The organism is Microvirga mediterraneensis, assembly GCF_013520865.1.
GTDB lineage: Bacteria > Pseudomonadota > Alphaproteobacteria > Rhizobiales > Beijerinckiaceae > Microvirga > Microvirga mediterraneensis.
In genome coordinates, this window is the sequence record NZ_JACDXJ010000001.1 from 690,076 (window position 1) to 707,256 (window position 17,181).

General features: G+C 66.1%; 22 protein-coding genes. 15 read left to right on the forward strand and 7 right to left on the reverse strand.

Annotated features, from left to right (window positions below):
* Positions 1–2: 2 nt before the first annotated feature.
* Entirely contained in the window at positions 3–218 is a 216-nt protein-coding gene (locus H0S73_RS03215; RefSeq protein WP_170316042.1) for an eL24 family ribosomal protein, read from the reverse strand.
* A gap of 410 nt (positions 219–628) precedes the next feature.
* Between H0S73_RS03215 and H0S73_RS03220 the strand changes: the two genes are divergently transcribed.
* Positions 629–1,237, forward strand: a complete 609-nt coding sequence (locus H0S73_RS03220) for a hypothetical protein (protein ID WP_246388709.1) — start codon at positions 629–631, stop codon at positions 1,235–1,237.
* On the opposite strand, the gene H0S73_RS03225 is transcribed toward H0S73_RS03220, so the two are convergent.
* Positions 1,222–1,539, reverse strand: coding sequence for a hypothetical protein (locus H0S73_RS03225; protein ID WP_181050803.1), 318 nt, complete (start codon positions 1,537–1,539; stop codon positions 1,222–1,224). The two genes, H0S73_RS03220 and H0S73_RS03225, sit on opposite strands and share 16 nt — an antisense overlap.
* A gap of 95 nt (positions 1,540–1,634) precedes the next feature.
* On the opposite strand from H0S73_RS03225, the gene H0S73_RS03230 reads away from it, so the two are divergent.
* Positions 1,635–2,699 (forward strand): MBL fold metallo-hydrolase, encoded by a 1,065-nt coding sequence (locus H0S73_RS03230; RefSeq protein WP_181050804.1) that lies wholly within the window; start codon positions 1,635–1,637, stop codon positions 2,697–2,699.
* Here the strand turns inward: H0S73_RS03230 and H0S73_RS03235 are convergent.
* The 3 genes from H0S73_RS03235 to H0S73_RS03245 are packed head-to-tail and all read right to left on the reverse strand — an operon-like array spanning position 2,656 to position 4,321.
* A complete protein-coding gene (locus tag H0S73_RS03235) occupies positions 2,656–3,327 on the reverse strand; it encodes an HAD family hydrolase (RefSeq protein ID WP_181050805.1) in 672 nt (223 codons plus the stop codon). The two genes, H0S73_RS03230 and H0S73_RS03235, sit on opposite strands and share 44 nt — an antisense overlap.
* Positions 3,324–4,124, reverse strand: coding sequence for a GyrI-like domain-containing protein (locus H0S73_RS03240; RefSeq protein ID WP_181050806.1), 801 nt, complete (start codon positions 4,122–4,124; stop codon positions 3,324–3,326). Before H0S73_RS03240 ends, H0S73_RS03235 begins: the two co-directional genes overlap by 4 nt.
* A 23-nt stretch (positions 4,125–4,147) precedes the next feature.
* On the reverse strand, positions 4,148–4,321 hold the full coding sequence (locus H0S73_RS03245; RefSeq protein ID WP_181050807.1) for a hypothetical protein: 174 nt from the start codon (positions 4,319–4,321) through the stop codon (positions 4,148–4,150).
* 10 nt (positions 4,322–4,331) lie between these two features.
* Here H0S73_RS03245 and dapF point away from each other — a divergent pair, with 10 nt between their 5' ends.
* Positions 4,332–5,216, forward strand: a complete 885-nt coding sequence (gene dapF, locus H0S73_RS03250; RefSeq protein WP_181050808.1) for a diaminopimelate epimerase — start codon at positions 4,332–4,334, stop codon at positions 5,214–5,216.
* Positions 5,216–6,469 (forward strand): tRNA (N(6)-L-threonylcarbamoyladenosine(37)-C(2))-methylthiotransferase MtaB, encoded by a 1,254-nt coding sequence (gene mtaB, locus H0S73_RS03255; protein WP_181050809.1) that lies wholly within the window; start codon positions 5,216–5,218, stop codon positions 6,467–6,469. Before dapF ends, mtaB begins: the two co-directional genes overlap by 1 nt.
* Here mtaB and H0S73_RS03260 read toward each other — a convergent pair.
* Positions 6,466–7,146 carry an RluA family pseudouridine synthase gene (locus tag H0S73_RS03260; RefSeq protein WP_181050810.1) on the reverse strand — a complete coding sequence of 227 codons (681 nt, stop codon included), beginning with the start codon at positions 7,144–7,146 and terminating at the stop codon, positions 6,466–6,468. The two genes, mtaB and H0S73_RS03260, sit on opposite strands and share 4 nt — an antisense overlap.
* Positions 7,147–7,212: 66 nt before the next feature.
* On the opposite strand from H0S73_RS03260, the gene ftsY reads away from it, so the two are divergent.
* The 7 genes from ftsY (at position 7,213) to H0S73_RS03295 (ending at position 13,975) form a co-directional block, all read left to right on the forward strand.
* A complete protein-coding gene (gene ftsY, locus H0S73_RS03265) occupies positions 7,213–8,553 on the forward strand; it encodes a signal recognition particle-docking protein FtsY (RefSeq protein ID WP_181050811.1) in 1,341 nt (446 codons plus the stop codon).
* On the forward strand, positions 8,550–9,146 hold the full coding sequence (locus H0S73_RS03270) for a septation protein A (protein ID WP_181050812.1): 597 nt from the start codon (positions 8,550–8,552) through the stop codon (positions 9,144–9,146). The genes ftsY and H0S73_RS03270 overlap by 4 nt, the downstream gene beginning before the upstream one ends.
* A 65-nt stretch (positions 9,147–9,211) precedes the next feature.
* On the forward strand, positions 9,212–10,735 hold the full coding sequence (gene murJ / locus H0S73_RS03275) for a murein biosynthesis integral membrane protein MurJ (RefSeq protein ID WP_181050813.1): 1,524 nt from the start codon (positions 9,212–9,214) through the stop codon (positions 10,733–10,735).
* A gap of 162 nt (positions 10,736–10,897) precedes the next feature.
* Entirely contained in the window at positions 10,898–11,938 is a 1,041-nt protein-coding gene (gene trpS / locus H0S73_RS03280; protein WP_181050814.1) for a tryptophan--tRNA ligase, read from the forward strand.
* Positions 11,939–12,019: 81 nt separating this feature from the next.
* Positions 12,020–12,517, forward strand: a complete 498-nt coding sequence (locus tag H0S73_RS03285) for a universal stress protein (protein ID WP_181050815.1) — start codon at positions 12,020–12,022, stop codon at positions 12,515–12,517.
* A 236-nt stretch (positions 12,518–12,753) separates the two neighbouring features.
* Positions 12,754–13,314: a NifU family protein gene (locus H0S73_RS03290; protein ID WP_181050816.1), complete on the forward strand. Its 561-nt coding sequence runs from the start codon at positions 12,754–12,756 to the stop codon at positions 13,312–13,314.
* Between the two features lie 70 nt (positions 13,315–13,384).
* Entirely contained in the window at positions 13,385–13,975 is a 591-nt protein-coding gene (locus H0S73_RS03295) for a malonic semialdehyde reductase (RefSeq protein WP_181050817.1), read from the forward strand.
* 18 nt (positions 13,976–13,993) lie between these two features.
* On the opposite strand, the gene H0S73_RS03300 is transcribed toward H0S73_RS03295, so the two are convergent.
* On the reverse strand, positions 13,994–14,578 hold the full coding sequence (locus H0S73_RS03300; RefSeq protein ID WP_181050818.1) for an NUDIX hydrolase: 585 nt from the start codon (positions 14,576–14,578) through the stop codon (positions 13,994–13,996).
* A 133-nt stretch (positions 14,579–14,711) separates the two neighbouring features.
* Here H0S73_RS03300 and tsaB point away from each other — a divergent pair, with 133 nt between their 5' ends.
* The 4 genes from tsaB to olsA are packed head-to-tail and all read left to right on the forward strand — an operon-like array spanning position 14,712 to position 17,160.
* The gene (gene tsaB / locus H0S73_RS03305; protein ID WP_181054222.1) at positions 14,712–15,395 is read left to right on the forward strand and encodes a tRNA (adenosine(37)-N6)-threonylcarbamoyltransferase complex dimerization subunit type 1 TsaB; all 684 of its coding nucleotides are present in this window, start codon (positions 14,712–14,714) and stop codon (positions 15,393–15,395) included.
* Positions 15,396–15,406: 11 nt separating this feature from the next.
* Positions 15,407–15,892: a ribosomal protein S18-alanine N-acetyltransferase gene (rimI, locus tag H0S73_RS25660; RefSeq protein ID WP_181050819.1), complete on the forward strand. Its 486-nt coding sequence runs from the start codon at positions 15,407–15,409 to the stop codon at positions 15,890–15,892.
* Between the two features lie 48 nt (positions 15,893–15,940).
* Positions 15,941–16,396 (forward strand): Fur family transcriptional regulator, encoded by a 456-nt coding sequence (locus H0S73_RS03315; RefSeq protein WP_202049770.1) that lies wholly within the window; start codon positions 15,941–15,943, stop codon positions 16,394–16,396.
* The gene (gene olsA / locus H0S73_RS03320) at positions 16,393–17,160 is read left to right on the forward strand and encodes a lyso-ornithine lipid O-acyltransferase (protein ID WP_181050820.1); all 768 of its coding nucleotides are present in this window, start codon (positions 16,393–16,395) and stop codon (positions 17,158–17,160) included. Before H0S73_RS03315 ends, olsA begins: the two co-directional genes overlap by 4 nt.
* Positions 17,161–17,181 lie beyond the last annotated feature (21 nt).

Consider the following 17,181-nt stretch of genomic DNA (forward strand, 5'->3'; position numbering starts at 1 on the left):
GATCACTCAATTCCTTTTGCGATGAGTGGTACATCGCGATCCGCGATGGCCTTTTCAAAGTGGCGGATGGCCGCCTCGAACTTGTCGCGGCAGCCCGGATTGCAGAAGCCGACGACCTCGCCGCGATAGCGGGTGAGCGAATCCGCCGCGATCGGCTTTCCCGACCACGGGCAGGTCTCGTTGACCGCGTCCTCGATGCGCAATGTGTCGTCCGACATCGCTTCCACCTTCCTTCATATGCCCCCTCACAGCCTCATCCCCGGGAGGACCGTCAGGTCCGTCTCGAAGGACGAGGCGCCTCCGGCGCCCGCTGAACCCTCCTTCGAGACGCAGCCTTCGGCTGCTCCTCAGGATGAGGGCCGTGCGAGAGAAACCCCAAAGAGAAACGCGCCCGAGGGCGCATCGCGCTGTCGGACGTTGACCTCCAGCCTCTCGGGCTGGTCGGCGGCTCATAAGGGCTCGCTCTACAGATTTGCGGTCAGCGCTTAAGGGAAAAAGGCAGCGGAGTCAAGGAAAGGGCTAGACTGCCTTACTTTCCAATAGCTTGGCTTCGAATCACATCAGAGTAACAGGACTGGGCTAAAATGCCTCAACATTTAATCCTTTACTAACTATATGATTCTATTACATGTTTGGTATGGATGCGACATACAATTTAAACGGCGGCTTTAAGCCAACCATCAAGCGCTTCGCTGACCTTGATGGTCCTGACTTCTTTCCAACACCTGCCTGGGCAACTTACGCTCTCATCGACAATGAGAAATTCGATGGAGATATTTGGGAATGCGCTTGTGGTGACGGCGCTATGTCTAAAGTCTTACAGAAAACGGGCAATCGTGTTTTCAGCTCTGACCTCTACGATAGAGGTTATGGCGAAGTCGGTCATGATTTTGCTACGACTGACCGGGTTTTTGATAATGTCATTACTAACCCGCCTTACAACAGCGCTGAAAAATTTGTTCGAAGTGGTATCGAGCATTCTCGCAAAAAGTTTGCGCTATTGCTTCGATTAGCTTTTCTGGAAGGTGCTAATCGCCAGAAGACCATATTCTCCCGAAACCCTCCTAGTAGAGTTTGGGTATTCAGCGAGAGGATTACATTCTACCCTCGTGGTGCCGTCCAAAAAGGAACTGGCACCACGGCATATGCATGGTTTGTTTGGGACAAACTCGCGCCACCTAAAACAGAATTAAAGTGGCTCGAGCCGGGATATAAGCGGCGCTATTCTGGAACTTGACTCAGAAACTGCCGCCCACGTTGTGTAATTTTAATTCCATCACCAGTGTACTCTGCAAGGCCTTTGAAAAAGATGCTTGTAGAGCTCTCACGGTGAGAAACAAGATTCCGCACAATTTGGGAGAAGCGGCTGTCATTGCGCCCATCTAAAATTGTGGCATCTTCTCCTTCTGGTTCAAACTCGTTAGTCAAGACATCTATCAACTTAGATGTCGCAATAAATCCACCCTCAGCTTCCGCTGCCCGCAGAGCAGGAATATACAAATCTCGCTCCCGAATACGGACACGAATAGAACCTGACATGAGACGCCTCCCTATATGGCGAAGGTTCAGATGGGGACGGGCCGAAAAATTAAAAGAGGTTGTAGAAATTTTTTCTACAACCTGGAAGTTGTGCGATGGACCGCCGTACCCTTATGAAAGCGCTAGGCCTTCCTATCATCGCCGCGGCCAGCGCCCTGGGCTGGATGAAGGCGGCCCGCGCAACGAACCGGTACTATCAGGGGCCGGTCACCGACCATTTCGACGGGGTGCGGTTCTTCCTGGCCGACCAGCCGCAGGACAAGGGATTCCTGGAGCTGGCCCGCTGGCAACTCGGGGGCGGGCGAAAAGGCTGGCCGGAGAGTTTTCCGAGCCCGTTCCAGGACAAGCCCCCGGCCGAGGTCCAGGGCCTGCGCACGGCGCTGATCGGCCACGCGTCGTTCCTGGTCCAGGTGGCGGGGCTCAACATCCTGATCGACCCGGTGTTTTCAGAGAGAGCGAGCCCGGTTTCCTTCGCCGGCCCCAAGCGGGTCAACCCGCCGGGCATCGCCTATCGGGACCTGCCGCCGATCCATGCGGTGCTGATCACCCACAACCATTACGACCATCTCGACACCGGAACCCTCGGCCGTCTGTGGCAGCAGCATCGCCCGAAATTCATCGCGCCCCTCGGCAACGACGCGGTGATCCAGGCCGAGCACCCCGAGATCCCGGTCGAGACACGGGACTGGGGCGGCGGCGTCGATCTCGGCCACGGCGTCACGGCCCATATCGAGCCCGCCTATCACTGGTCGGCGCGGGGCATCAACGACCGGCGCATGGCGCTCTGGTGCGCCTATGTGCTCACCACGCCGGCCGGTACGATCTACCATATTGGCGATACCGGCTTCGGCGACGGCAAGATTTTTCACGCCGTCCGCGAGCGCTTCGGCAGGCCGCGCCTCGCGCACCTGCCGATAGGGGCCTATGAGCCGCGCTGGTTCATGGAGCCGCAGCACATGAACCCGGAGGATGCCGTGAAGGTGCTGCGGATCATCGAGGCCGAGCAGGCGCTCGGCCACCATTGGGGCACGTTCCGGCTCACCAACGAAGGCGTCGACGAGCCGCCACAGGAACTGGCCGCAGCCCTCCTGGCGGCCGAGATTCCGGAGGGCCTGTTCAGGCCTCTGCGGCCCGGGGAGGCGTGGATGCCGTCAGAGTGAGAAGCGGCCCTTCCAGCGCCCGAGGATCGTCCACGAGGCAGGCCGCACCGGCCTCCGACAGCTCCTGCCGGGATCCGTAACCCCATGTGATCCCGATGGCCGCGACGCCGTTGGCCCTGGCGCCGATGACGTCATGCTTCCGGTCGCCGATCATGACGGCGCGCGCAGGATCGAAACGCTCCTCATCGAGGATGTACCGGATCAGCTCGCGCTTGTCGGCATTCCGGTTATCGGGTTCCGAGCCGTAGATCTCGCTGAAGAACCGGGACAGGTCGAAATGATCGAGGATCCGCCGCGCGAACACACGAAGCTTCGACGTCGCGACAAAGAGGCGGACATCCTTCTCCCGAAGGTCCTGGAGCAGGGCCGGGATGCCGGCATAGACCTCGTTCTCGTACAGCCCGACATCACCGTACCGTTCGCGATAGAAGCGCACGGCGTCCGGCACCTCGTCGGCTCCGCCCAAAAGCTCCGTGAAACCCGCGACCAGCGGCGGGCCGATCATCCAGGTCAGCTCGTCCGCGTCCGGCACGGGACGGCCCAGCCGTTCGAGCGCGTACTGGACCGAGCGGGTGATGCCCGCCTTCGGGTCCGTCAGGGTGCCGTCGAGGTCGAAGAGAGCGATCATTGCTTCGGCTGAACGTAGATATTCACCTCGAAATCGGTGTCCTGCGAATCGGTGAAGTCGCTCACGTATTCCTCGATGAAGGCATCCTTGGCGACGATCTCCTTGAGGTCGAGATAGGCCGTGATCGTCTCGTAGGTGCCGTCGATCTCGTCATAGGCGTCCTTGTGCACGAAGCGGAAGGACTTCCCCTCCGGGGTCTTGCCGAACTTGATCTCGGGGGTCAGCTCGGTCTTGCCTTCGGGGACCTGGGCGATGGGGACCATCGCTTCGTATTTGAAACCGTTGTCGTCCGTATCGACGAAGATCGTCAGCGGCCGTCCCGCCGGGGTGATCCCGGCCTTCTTCAGTTCGCCATCGATCTTGGCGAAGGCGTTCTTGAGGTTGGCGAAGGCTTCGTCCCAGGTGCTGGTGCCCGAGATCATCACGGTCGGCTTTGAAACCAGGACACCCTCCTCCACGCCGGTCGGGTCGCTCGGATTCGGAAACAGGGTCGTGCGGCCGGCCTGCTGGGCCGGTGCCGGGGTGGCGGGAGCGGCCGGCGCAGGAGTCGTGGGGGCCGGTTGCGCGGTCGCGGGCGCCTGAGGGGCCGCGGGCGTCTGGGGTTCGGCCGGAGCGGGGCTCGGGGTGCTCTGAGCCTGCGGCGCGGACTGAGACGTTGCCGGAGGCACAGCCGGAGCTGCGGGAGCCGCCGAAGGAGCCGGAGCCGGGGCTTGTCCGGTCGCCGGAGGCGTCTGGGCGAAGGCGACGCCCGAGCCGAGGGCGAGAACGAGAAGAAGACCTGAAGAGCGCAGCCGCATGGGAAAAACGCCTCACCCGCGAATCAAAATGGGATATCGGGCAGCACCATAGGGGGGATTTGCTGCAGCCGCGAGGCCGTCGGCGGGATCCTGTGGAGGACGGATTGCAGCAGGCCGTCATTCTCGGTTTCCCGGTCCTGACGATATTGCCGCAGCCGGACGCGATCCCCCTCGCGATTTTCGGGATTTTCGGTCATACACACCCCCATGAACGCCCTTTCGAACAGCCGTTTCCTGAAAATGAACGGTCTCGGCAACGAGATCACCGTGCTCGACCTGCGCGGCTCCGCCCATCGGGTGAGCGCGGCGGAAGCGCGCGCCATCGCGGCCGATCCGCGCTCGCGCTTCGATCAGCTCATGGTGCTGCACGACCCCGTCACCCCGGGCACCGACGCCTATCTGCGCATCTACAACACGGACGGCTCGGAATCCGGCGCCTGCGGCAACGGCACCCGCTGCGTCGCCTGGGCGATGACGACGGATCCGGTCATGAGCCGCCCGGTCGAGGGCGACCTTGTGCTCGAGACCAAGGCGGGATTGCTGCCGGTGGAGCGCGTCTCGGACAGGGTCTTCACCGTCGACATGGGCCCGCCGCGCCTCGCCTGGAACGAGATTCCCCTGCGCGATCCCTATCCGGACACCCGCACGATCGCCGTCGAGACCCGGCTCCCGGAAGCCCCGGAGCTGCAGGGCCCCTCGGCCGTCAGCATGGGCAATCCGCATGCCATCTTCTGGGTCGAGGACGCTGAGGCCTATGACCTCGCGGCCATCGGTCCGGCCTTCGAGCACGATCCGGTCTTTCCGGAGCGGGCCAACATCTCCTTCGCTCAGGTCACCGGCCCCGACCACATCATCCTGCGCGTGTGGGAACGCGGCGCCGGCGCCACCCGCGCCTGCGGCTCGGCCGCCTGCGCGGCCCTCGTGGCGGCCGCCCGCAAGGGGCTTACCGGCCGCAAGGCCGTGGTGACGCTCCCCGGAGGCGACCTCGTCATCGAATGGCGCGAGAGCGACGGCCATGTGCTCATGACCGGCCCGACCGAGCTGGAACACGAGGGCACCTTCTCGCCCGCCCTGTTCGCCGAGGTGGCCTGATGGCGGTCGAAGTCGTCACCTTCGGCTGCCGGCTCAACACCTACGAGTCGGAGGCCATGCAGCGCCACGCGGAGGAAGCGGGGCTCGGCGAGATCATCATCGTCAACACCTGCGCTGTCACCGGAGAGGCGACCCGCCAGGCACGCCAGTCGATCCGCAAGCTCGCCCGCGAGAAGCCGAATGCCCGCATCGTCGTGACGGGCTGCGCCGCGCAGGTGGAGCCCGAGACCTTCGCGGCCATGCCGGAAGTGTCCCAGGTCGTCGGCAACCATGAGAAGATGAAGGCCGAGACCTGGGCGGGCCTGCGCGATTTCGGCGTGGGTGCCTCCGAGAAGGTTCTCGTCGACGACATCATGGCCGTGAAGGAAACGGCCGTGCACCTCATCGACGGGATGCGCGGGCGCACCCGTGCCTTCGTGCAGGTGCAGAACGGTTGCGACCATCGCTGCACCTTCTGCATCATTCCCTACGGACGCGGCAATTCCCGCTCGGTGCCCATGGGCGCGGTGGTGGAACAGGTGCGAACCCTTGTGGAGCATGGCTCCCGCGAGGTTGTGCTGACCGGCGTCGACATCACCAGCTACGGCAAGGACCTGCCCGGCGAGCCGAAGCTCGGCACCCTGGTGAAGGGCCTTCTGCGCCATGTGCCGGACCTGGAGAGGCTGCGCATCTCGTCCATCGATTCCGTGGAAGCGGACGACGACCTTCTCGACGTGATCGCCACCGAGTCCCGCCTGATGCCGCATCTGCATCTCTCGCTGCAGGCGGGCGACGACATGATCCTGAAGCGCATGAAGCGCCGCCACCTGCGCGCCGATGCCATCGCGTTCTGCGAGCAGGTGAAGCGCCTGCGTCCCGACATGGTCTTCGGCGCCGACATCATCGCGGGTTTCCCGACCGAGACCGAGGAGATGTTCGCCCGCTCCCTCGACATCGTCGAGGAATGCGGCCTGACCCATCTCCACGTCTTCCCTTTCTCGCCCCGTCCCGGCACGCCCGCCGCCCGCATGCCGCAAGTGGCGCGCGACGCGGTGAAGGACCGGGCGCGGCGCCTGCGCGAGAAGGGCGAGGCGGCCTTGCTGAAGCACCTCGCCGGGGAAGTCGGGGCGCGGCGCAACGTACTGGTCGAGACCAACCGGCTCGGCCGCACGGAGGGCTTCACCCTTGTGCGTTTCGCCGGCGAAGTGACGCCGGGCACCATCGTGCCCACAATCATCGCCGGGCACGACGGCAAGGACCTGCTGGCGGCTTAATCTGCGCCGCCACAGATCCCCACCCGCTCCCGCATATGCTCCGGCACCGGCGCCTCGACCGTGATCGGCGGCTTCTTCGGGTAGAGCGGCACGCTCACACTGCGGGCATGCAGGTGAAGGCCTGGCCCGTGAAAACGCGGGGCGGTGCCGTAGATCGGATCGCCGAGAATCGGGAAATTCATCGCCGCGCAATGGACCCGCAGCTGATGGGTGCGGCCGGTGATGGGGCGAAGTTCGAGGAGGGACAGGGCCTCGCCTCGCCCCAGCACCCGCCATTTCGTCAGCGAAGGCTGTCCCTTCGGGTCCACCTTCATCCACCAGCCGCGATCCGGCGATTTCGGCGCAAGCGGCAGATCGATCTCGCCCTCGTCCTCGTGCGGCCCGCTCTCGACCACGGCCCAGTACACTTTGTCGACTTCGCCCTTGCGGAAAAGCTCGTTGAGGCGGGCGATGGCCTTGGGGTGGCGGCCGAGCACGAGGCAGCCGGACGTGTCCTTGTCGAGGCGGTGCGCGGCTTCCGGGCGGCGCGGCAAACCGAAGCGGAGGGTGTCCAAGTGATGAAACAGGGTCTCGCCGCCCTTGGGGCCGGGATGCACCGGCAGGCCGGCGGGCTTGTCGATCACGAGCATCAAGGCATCGCGATACAGCAAACGGTTGACTATCTCTTCCGCATTCATGATGCCTCCGCTATCGAGGCAACTGCGTTAAATCAAGCACAGCGTTCATAAGGCAAAGCGACACTCATGGCCGAAACGAAGCCCGACAAGCCCGGATTTTTCTCCCGTCTGTTCGGGCGCAAGGCTGAAGAAGCCCCCGTCGCGCCGGCGCCGGAAACCCCGCAGGCCGGCGGCGAGCCGGAGGCGATGCCTTCTCCGCCCGCAGCGGCCGCGGACGATCTCACGGCCGCCCCTCCGAGCGTGACCACCGCCTCCCCGGATACGCCGGCGGAGGACAAGGTGCCGCCGGAGCTGGCAGGCGCCAATCTCCAGCCCGTGGAGGGGCTGGACCCCGAGGGTACCAGCCCGCAGGAGCCGCTTCCGCGCATCGTCACCGAGACGGGCCCCGAGCTGCGCGCCGACATCGCGGCGGCCGATTTGCCCGCCTTCGAACCTGCCCCCGCCGAGGTCCTTCCCGTTCCCGAATCGAAGCCCGCCGCTTCCCGCGGCTGGTGGCAGCGCCTGACGGACGGGATGCGCCGCACCTCGTCCTCCCTGTCGGAGAGCGTGACCGGGCTTTTCACCAAGAGAAAGCTCGACGACGCCACCCTGGAGGAACTGGAGGACGCCTTGGTCCAGGCCGATCTCGGCGTGCCCACGGCCATGAAGATCACCGAGGCGATCGCGTCGGGCCGCTACAACAAGGAAATCTCGCCCCAGGAGGTGAAGACCATTCTCGCGGGCGAGGTCGAGAAGGCGCTCCAGCCCGTCGCCCAGGCGCTCTCCATCGACCGGTCCAAGAAGCCTTTCGTCATCCTCATGGTCGGCGTGAACGGGGCGGGGAAGACCACGACTATCGGCAAGCTCTCCCAGAAGTTCCGCCAGCAGGGCCTGACGGTGATGCTGGCGGCCGGCGACACGTTCCGGGCCGCCGCCATCGAGCAGCTGAAGGTCTGGGGCGAACGGGTCGGCGCGCCGGTGCTGGCCCGCGACCAAGGCGCCGATGCGGCAGGTCTTGCCTATGACGCCCTGCAGGAGGCGAAGGCCAACGGCACGGACGTGCTCCTCATCGACACGGCCGGCCGCCTGCAGAACAAGGCCGGTCTCATGGCCGAACTCGAAAAGATCGTGCGCGTGGTGAAGAAATTCGACCCGAGCGCCCCGCACGCCACCCTCCTCGTCCTCGACGCGACGGTGGGCCAGAACGCCATCAGCCAGGTCGAGCTGTTCCAGAAGGCAGCCGGAGTCACGGGCCTCGTCATGACCAAGCTCGACGGCACGGCGCGAGGTGGCATTCTTGTGGCATTGGCTGCCAAATTCGGCCTGCCAGTTCATTTCATTGGCGTCGGCGAAGGCGTCGAGGACCTGGAGCCATTCACCGCACGGGATTTCGCAAAGGCCATCGCCGGGTTAGAAGCAACCTCATGACAGACGAAAAGCGCCTCCCTCCCCTCCTCAAGCTCGCCCTCGAACTCGGGCCGCTCGCCCTGTTCTTCCTCGGCAATGCCTATGGGGACCGATTCGGCTTCGCGGAGAACCACCGCATCTTCGCCGCCACCGGGATCTTCATCGTGGCGACGGTGATCGCCCTGGGGATCAGCTACGCGCTGACCCGCAAGCTGCCGATCATGCCCCTGGTGTCGGGCATCGTCGTGGTGGTCTTCGGCGGGCTGACCCTGTTCCTGCAGGACGAGACCTTCATCAAGCTCAAGCCCACCATCGTGAACACGATGTTCGGGATCGTGCTGCTCGGCGGCCTCTATTTCCGCAAGCCCCTGCTCCAGATCGTGCTCGACAGCATGTTCGAACTCGACGAGGAGGGCTGGCGCAAGCTGACCCTGCGCTGGGCCCTGTTCTTCTTCGCCCTCGCGGCCCTGAACGAGATCGTCTGGCGCACGCAGACCACGGATTTCTGGGTCAGCTTCAAGGTCTTCGGCATCATGCCGCTCACCATCGCCTTCGCCCTGGCGCAGACGCCCCTGCTGCTGCGGCACGAGATCAAGAAGGCCGGAGAGGCTTGACGGCCCTCCGGCCCTGAAGACCGGTTCTTAGACATTTTCCGCGAGACCGGCTAAGCCGCAAGGGCATGTCGCTCATCCGTTCCTCGCTTCTGGTCGGCCTCGGCTCGATGGCCTCGCGCGTCCTCGGCTTCGCCCGGGACATGCTGTTCGCGCAGGCGCTGGGCGCAGGCCCGGTGGCGGATGCGTTCCTGGCCGCCTTCCGCCTGCCCAATCTGGTGCGCCGGATCGTCGGCGAGGGCGGGCTCAATCCTGCCCTGATCCCGGCCCTGAGCGCCCTGGAGCCCGAAGACGCGGCGGCGACGGCCGGCGACGTGCTGAGCGTGTTCGGACTGGCCCTGCTCGGCCTCACGGCCCTCGTGGAAATCGGCGCCGGGCTGCTTGCCTTCGTGCTCGCGCCGGGCCTGCACGACGACGGCGAAACCCTGGCGCTGGTCGCGCTCTATACGCGCCTCTCCTTCCCCATCGTCCTGTCCGTGACGCTCGCCTCCATCGGGGCCGCGCTCCTGAACATGCGCGGGCGCTTCGCCGCGACCGCCCTCGCGCCGCTCGCGGTCAATGGCGGTCTGATCCTTGTGCTGATCGGGATGGAAGCCGGCCTGTCCCTGCCGCTTGCCGAAAAAGCCGCGTGGCTGGCCCTGGCGTCGAGCCTCGCCGGCCTGATCCAGCTCGCCCTCGTGGCCATGGCCCTGGGGAGGGGCGAGACCCCGCTGATCCGCTTCCGGAAACCGCGCTGGTCCCCGCTCCTGAGGAATCTCCTGCTCGCGGGCTTTCCCGTGCTCGTCGCGAGCGGCGCCATGCAGATCTTCATCCTGGCCGCCACCCAGATCGCCTCGTTCTGGCCCTCCGGCGTGTCCTGGCTCTACTATGCCGAGCGTGTCATGCAGCTGCCCCTCGGCCTGATGGCCGCGCTCGGCTCGGGCCTGCTCCTGCCGGAACTCGCCCGCCGCCATCGCGCCGGAGAGACCCGGGCCGTCGTGGCGGCGCAGAACCGGGCCCTGGAGGTGGCGCTGCTGCTTGCCCTGCCGGCCAGCGCGGCTCTGATCGTCCTTGCCCGCCCCATGAGCAGCGTGCTGTTCGAGCGGGGCGCGTTCCAATCCTCCGACGCCGAGGGCACGGCGCTCGTCCTGATGGCCCTGAGCGCGGGCCTCCCCTTCGCGACGGCCGCCAAGGTGCTGAGCCAGACCCTCTTCGCCCGCGGCTCCCTCAAGGTGGTTCTCGCGGCGGCGATGCTCGGCCTCGCCCTCACCGTCGCGGCCTCCCTGCTGCTCGCCTGGCCGTTGGGCCCGACAGGGATCGCGCTCGGCGTGAGCGCCGGGTGCGGCGGCCATGCGGCGGCCGTTGTCCTGGGCCTCAATCGAATTGGTCTCTGGGCGCCGGATCGGGCCCTGGCCACCCGGACCATGCGGATCGTCCTGGCGGTCCTCGCCATGAGCCTGGGTCTCGTGGGCGCGGGCTCCCTTCTCCCGCAGGCGGGAGCCGCGTCCCTGGCGACCCTCTGCCTGGGCGGGCTCGCGCTTTACGCGCTCGCCGCCTGGGCCACGGGCGCCGTCACCCGCGACGATTGGGCCGCGCTGACGAAAAAAGCGTGAGAACCCTTGCATCGTGGCGCGGCCCTGTCATAACGCGCGCCTCGAAGGAGCATCGTCGCGGCGACCGGGTTCCGGTCCGTCGCGGAACGATGCGGAACTTTAGACAATCTGGGGCGGTCGGCGGTTCGGCCTTGCGCGTGCACCCCGTGGGAGTTCAAGACGATGGCGCAGTTCAAGGAGCTGGTGTTCTCGGGCGTTCAGCCCACCGGCAATCTCCACCTCGGGAATTATCTGGGTGCCATCAAGCGCTTCGTCGCCATGCAGGAGACCTATGACTGCATCTATTGCGTCGTGGACATGCATGCGATCACCGTGCCGCAGAACCCGGCCGACCTGACCCGCCAGATCCGCGAGGTGACGGCCGCGTTCCTCGCCGCCGGCATCGACCCTAAACGGCACATCGTCTTCAACCAGTCCCAGGTGCCCCAGCACGCGGAACTGGCCTGGGTGTTCAACTGCGTGGCCCGCCTCGGCTGGCTCAACCGCATGACCCAGTTCAAGGACAAGGCGGGCAAGGACCGGGAGAATGCCTCGGTCGGCCTCTATGCCTATCCGAGCCTGATGGCCGCCGACATCCTGGTCTACCGCGCCACCCATGTGCCGGTGGGCGAGGACCAGAAGCAGCATCTGGAGCTGACCCGCGACATCGCCCAGAAATTCAACAACGACTGGGCCGAATCGATTGCAGCGCACGGCTTCGGCGACGCGTTCTTCCCCCTGACCGAGCCCATGATCCAGGGGCCCGCCACCCGGGTCATGTCCCTGCGCGACGGCTCGAAGAAGATGTCGAAATCGGACCCGTCCGACTATTCTCGCATCAACCTGACGGACGATGCCGACACCATCGCCCAGAAGGTGCGCAAGGCGAAGACCGATCCCGAGCCGCTGCCGAGCGAGGTCGAAGGCCTGAAGGCCCGCCCCGAGGCGGAAAACCTCGTGGCGATCTACGCGGCCCTCATGGACACCACGCCCGACGAGGTGCTGCGCCAGCACGGCGGCTCCCAGTTTTCCGGCTTCAAAGCCGCCCTCGTGGACGTGGCGGTGACGAAGCTCTCGCCCGTCGCCGACGAGATGCGCCGCCTCATGGCCGATCCCGGCCATATCGATGCGGTGCTGGCCGACGGCTCGGCCCGCGCCCGCGCCCTGGCCTCCGTGACCATGGACGCGGTCAAGGACATCGTGGGCTTCGTGCGCGCGCGCTGATGCCTGGAATTCGCGCAGGGACCGGGCTTGCTCTTGTCGTAGCGGCAGGGCAGCATCTTTCGTGATGCAGGAGAGCAGGCTGTGAGCGGCAAGCGCCGATCCTACGAATCCGGCCACCGGCCCAAATTCATGGTGGTGGTCGACCAGACGCCGGAATGCGCCCGGGCGGTGCATTTCGCCTCCCGGCGCACGGCCCGTACGGGAGCGAGCATGATCATGCTGGCGGTCGTGGACCCGCCCGACAATTTCGAATGGCTCGGCGTCGGCGAGGCCATGATCGAGGAAGCGAGCGAGGAGGCCCAGAAGCGGCTCGACGCCGCCGCCCGCGAGGCCCGCAGCGCCGCAGGCGTCGAGCCGGAACAGGTGATCCGGATCGGCAACCGGGCCGACGAGATCATCAAGCTCATCAACGAGGACGAGGACATCTCCTTCTTGGTCCTCGCAGCGGGCAGCGCCAAGGACGGGCCGGGCCCCCTGGTCTCCACCCTGGCCGGCAAGGCCGCCGCCTCCTTCCCGGTCCCCATCGTCATCGTGCCGGGCAGCCTGACGGACGAGGAAATCGACGCGCTGGCGGGGTAACGGTTCGTCATCCCGGACGGAGCGTCGGCGAAGATCCGGGATCGCCCGCAGGATAAGTCGCTTTGCTCGTCCATCGATCCCGTGTTCTGCTGCGCAGCCCCGGGAAGACGTCTGCGTCCGTATTCTTCCCTTGGAATCGGCCTCATCCCATTCCACATTGAGGCTGGAATCTGTTAGAACGATTCTAACACCCCCACTCGGCCGGCCTTGAACCGGCGCAGAGGACGACAGAAGCGATGTTCATCCAGACCGAAGCGACTCCTAATCCCGCCACCCTGAAATTCCTGCCCGGCCGCGTGGTCATGCCCGAAGGCACCTTCGAAGCGAAGACGCCCGAAGCCGGCGAAGTCTCCCCCCTGGCCCAGCGGCTCTTCGCGGTGCCGGGCGTCACGGGCGTGTTCTTCGGCTACGATTTCGTCACCGTGACCAAGGCGGACGGGGAGTGGCAGCACCTGAAGCCCGCCATTCTCGGCGCGATCATGGAGCATTTCATGACCGGCGCGCCGCTCTTCGCCAACGGCTACGGCGCTAGCCAAGAGGACGGCGAGGAGTTCTTCGACGATGCCGACGCCGCTACGGTCGAGACCATCAAGGAGCTGCTCGAGACCCGCATCCGCCCGGCGGTGGCGGGCGACGGCGGCGACATCACGTTCCGCGGCTTCAAGGACGGCACCGTGTACCTCGTCATGAAGGGCGCGTGCTCGGGCTGCCCGTCCTCGACCGCCACCCTGCGTCACGGCATCCAGAACCTGCTGCGCCACTTCCTGCCGGACGTGCGCGAGGTGCAGGCCGTTTGATCCGATCTTAAGAATTCCGTTAGGAAAGCGCGGCTTTGTTCAGCCGCGCTTTTTCTTTGGAGACCGTCCGTTGCCCGCCCTGTCCGACATCGCCCTGGACCAGCTCTTCCGCGAAGCCCGCACCCATCGCTGGTGGGAGGATCGCGCGATCCCGGACGCGACCCTGCGCGAGATCGCCGACCTCGCCAAGCTGGGGCCGACGAGCGCCAATTCCACGCCCGGCCGCTTCGTCTTCGTGGTGTCGCGGGAGGCCAAGGAGAGGCTCAGGCCTCATCTCGACGAGGGTAATGTGCGCCAGACCATGAGCGCGCCCGCCACCGTGATCGTGGCCTACGACACCGAATTCTATGAGAAGCTCGCCACCCTCGCGCCGAACAGCCCCGATGCGCGCAGCTGGTTCGCCGGCAAGCCGGAGGCCATCGAGCGGACGGGTTTCCAGGGCTCGTGCCTCCAGGGCGCCTATCTCGTCATGGCGGCCCGGGCGCTCGGGCTCGATTGCGGGCCCATGGGCGGCTTCTCCCGCCACGGGGTCGACGAAGCCTTCTTCCCCGACGGCCGGTTCAAGTCGAATTTTCTCGTCAATCTCGGCTACGGCATCGCCGAAAAGCTCCATCCGCGCCAGCCGCGCCTCGCCTTCGAGGAGTTCTGCGCCATCGCGTGAGGCTCGAGGCCTCCGCTCTCATGGGTTCCACTTGCCGATGGCGCCCAACGCGATGGCCAGGGAGGCGATCTGCATCGCGTTCGTGAAGGTGCCGTCGGCCGCCAGCCGGGCGGCATCCCGGACCGGCACCCGCACCACCCTGATCTGCTCCGTCGGGTCGTTCAGCCTCGTGCCGGACGGGCGTGCGCCCAGCGCCAGCACCGTGTGACAGAAATTCGTGTGCGTAGCGGGATTGGGCGAGTGCTTGCCGAAGGAGCGCCATTGCTCCGCGACATAGCCCGTCTCCTCTTCGAGCTCGCGGGCCGCCGCTGCCGTCACGGACGGGTCCTCCCGGTCGATCGCCCCGGCCGGCACCTCGAGGGTGATGCCCCCGAAGGCATGGCGATATTGCTCGACCAGGATGAGTTGGTCCTCGTCGTCGATGGCTACGACGTGAACCCAATCGGGATATTCGAGCACGTAATAGGGCGTGATCTCCGTGCCGTCGGCGGTCACGCAATCGTCGGCCCGCAGTTTGAGCCAGCGGTCGCGAATCACGTCGCGCGAGCTTTGCACGGTCCAGGGCTTGAGGTCTGGCGAAGAAGAAGGGGATCCGGTTGTCATGGGCGGATCATGGCACCGGCCCTTCCACACGTTCAAGCCGAAACGCTCCCTTGCCCGGGAGGAACCATGAAACCGGGTTTCTCCGGGTCGTTTCATGCTCTAAAGGATCTTGCAGACCTGACGGAGACGAATGTTGCGAGTCCTTGCCATCGATACGGCCCTCGGCGCCTGCTCGGCCTGCATCGTCGAGGCCGGCGAGCCCGTGCCGCTGGCCGCCGAATCCATCCCCATGGATCGCGGCCACGCGGAAGCCCTGATGCCGCTCCTCGACCGGCTCTCCGCCCAGGTGGAGGGCGGCTTCGAGAGCCTGGACCGGGTCGCCGTCACGGTCGGGCCGGGCAGCTATACGGGCCTGAGGGTCGGCATCAGCGCCGCCCGCGGCATCGGCCTGGCGGCCGGGATCCCGGTCGTCGGGGTCGCGACCCTGTCGGCCTTCCTCGCCCCGATGATGGTCGGCGACCGGCGCGGGCTCTTCACCGCCGCCATCGACGCCAAGCACGGCCATATCTACATCCAGGCCATCGCGCCGGGCGGACGCACGATCATCCCGCCGGGCCTCATGACCTATCGCGAGGCCATCCGGCTCCTCGGCTCCGGCCCGATCCTGGTCTCCGGCTCCGCCTCGGCCATGCTGGCCGCGGAGGCGCGCGCCCAGGGGGTCGAAGCCCATATCGGTGACGTGTCGGGCTTTCCCGACATCGCCTGGGTGGCCCGCCTCGGGGCCCTGGCCGATCCGACCCAGGCGCTGCCGAAGCCGCTTTACCTGCGCGAGCCCGACGCCAAGCCGCAGGACGGGGCCCGAATCGCCAGGCAGTAAGACGTTTCGCCGTGAGCATCCTCGACCGCTTCCTCCACCCGCCCGCCCCCCGCGTCGAAGCCGTCGGGACCGAGGCCGCCGCCCGGCTCTCGGCCATCCATGCCTCGGCCTTCGCGCGGGCCTGGAGCCCGCTGGATTTCGAGCGCCTGCTGGGGGAGCGCGGCGTCGTGGCCGATGGGCTGTTTCTTGGACGTACGGCAAGACCCGTCGGCTTCGTCCTGTCGCGGATCGTCCTCGACGAGGCGGAGATCATCACGGTCGCTGTCGCCCCGGAGGCCCGGGGCAAGGGCCATGCCCGCCCGCTCCTCGCCCATCATCTCGACGCGCTCGCCCGGCGGGGCGTCGCGAGAGTGCATCTGGAAGTCGAGGAGGGCAACGCGCCCGCCATCGCCCTCTACCGGCGCGCCGGTTTCCAGGACGTCGGCCGGCGGGAAGGCTATTATCGAAAAGCCGACGGGACGAAGGCTGCGGCACTCACCATGGCTTTGAGCCTATAGCCCGCTCCGCTCCCCTCGCCTATAAGTCCTCCAAGGAGCGAGTAAGCCTTGGTCACACGAAACAGCACCTCCGCCAAACCACGCCGGTCGGATGCCATCGAACGCGCCTGCCGCGACAAGGGCCTGCGCATGACGGGCCAGCGCCGGATCATCGCGCGGGTTCTCGATTCCGCCGAGGACCATCCCGACGTGGTGGAGCTGCACCGGCGCGCCGCCGCGGTGGACGACCGGATCTCTCTCTCCACGGTCTACCGCACGGTCAAATTGTTCGAGACCGAGGGCATCCTGGACCGGCTCGACTTCCGCGACGGGCGCTCGCGCTACGAGCAGGCGGCACGGGAGCACCACGACCACCTCATCAATCTCGAGACGGGCGACGTGATCGAGTTCCGCTCCGAGGAGATCGAGGCGCTGCAGAACGAGATCGCCAGGCGGCTCGGCTACAAGGTCGTCTATCACCGGCTCGAGCTCTATGCGGTGCCGCTGGACAAGGACGACGCGTGACGACACCCGGCGGTGCCATACGGCTTCTGCTGCTCGGCCTGTGCAGCCTCGTGCTCGTGCCGCTGCAGATGCTGGCCCTCCGCCTCAGTTGGTCGGCGTTGCTGCATGTCCTGCCCGTGTGGTTTCACAGGATCCTGATGCGGCTCTTCAACGTGCGGGTGATCGAGCGGGGAACCCCGCCGGGCCGGATGCCCACCATCGTGCTGGCGAACCATGTCTCCTGGCTCGACATTCCGGTGATCGGCTCGCTCCATCCGCTCTCGTTCATCGCCAAGTCGGAGATCGAGACCTGGCCGGTGGTGGGCCTGCTGGCGCGGCTTCAGCGCTCGGTCTTCATCGACCGTGAGCGCCGCAAGGCCACTGCGGAGGTGAACGACGCCCTCGCCCACCGGCTGGTGAAGGGCGAGGCGATCGTGCTGTTCGCGGAAGGCACCACCGGCGACGGCAACCGCCTCCTGCCCTTCCGCTCCTCCCTCGTGGGCGCGGCCCAGACGGCCCTCATGCACGACAGCGTCGAGCATGTTTATCTCCAGCCGCTCGCCATCTCCTACGTCCGCCGAAACGGCCTGCCGGTGACCCGGCGCGAGCGCCCTTTCATCGCCTGGTACGGCGACATGGACCTCGGCCCCCATCTCAAGATGTTCATCCGGGGCGTCCCGCTCGACGTGGTGGTCACCTGGGGCGAGCCGATCCCCTTCAACGGCAACCGCAAGCAGGCTACGGCCTCCGCAGAGGCCGAGGTGCGCCGGGCGCTCAAGGCCTGATTTTGCCGGCCATGACGTGAT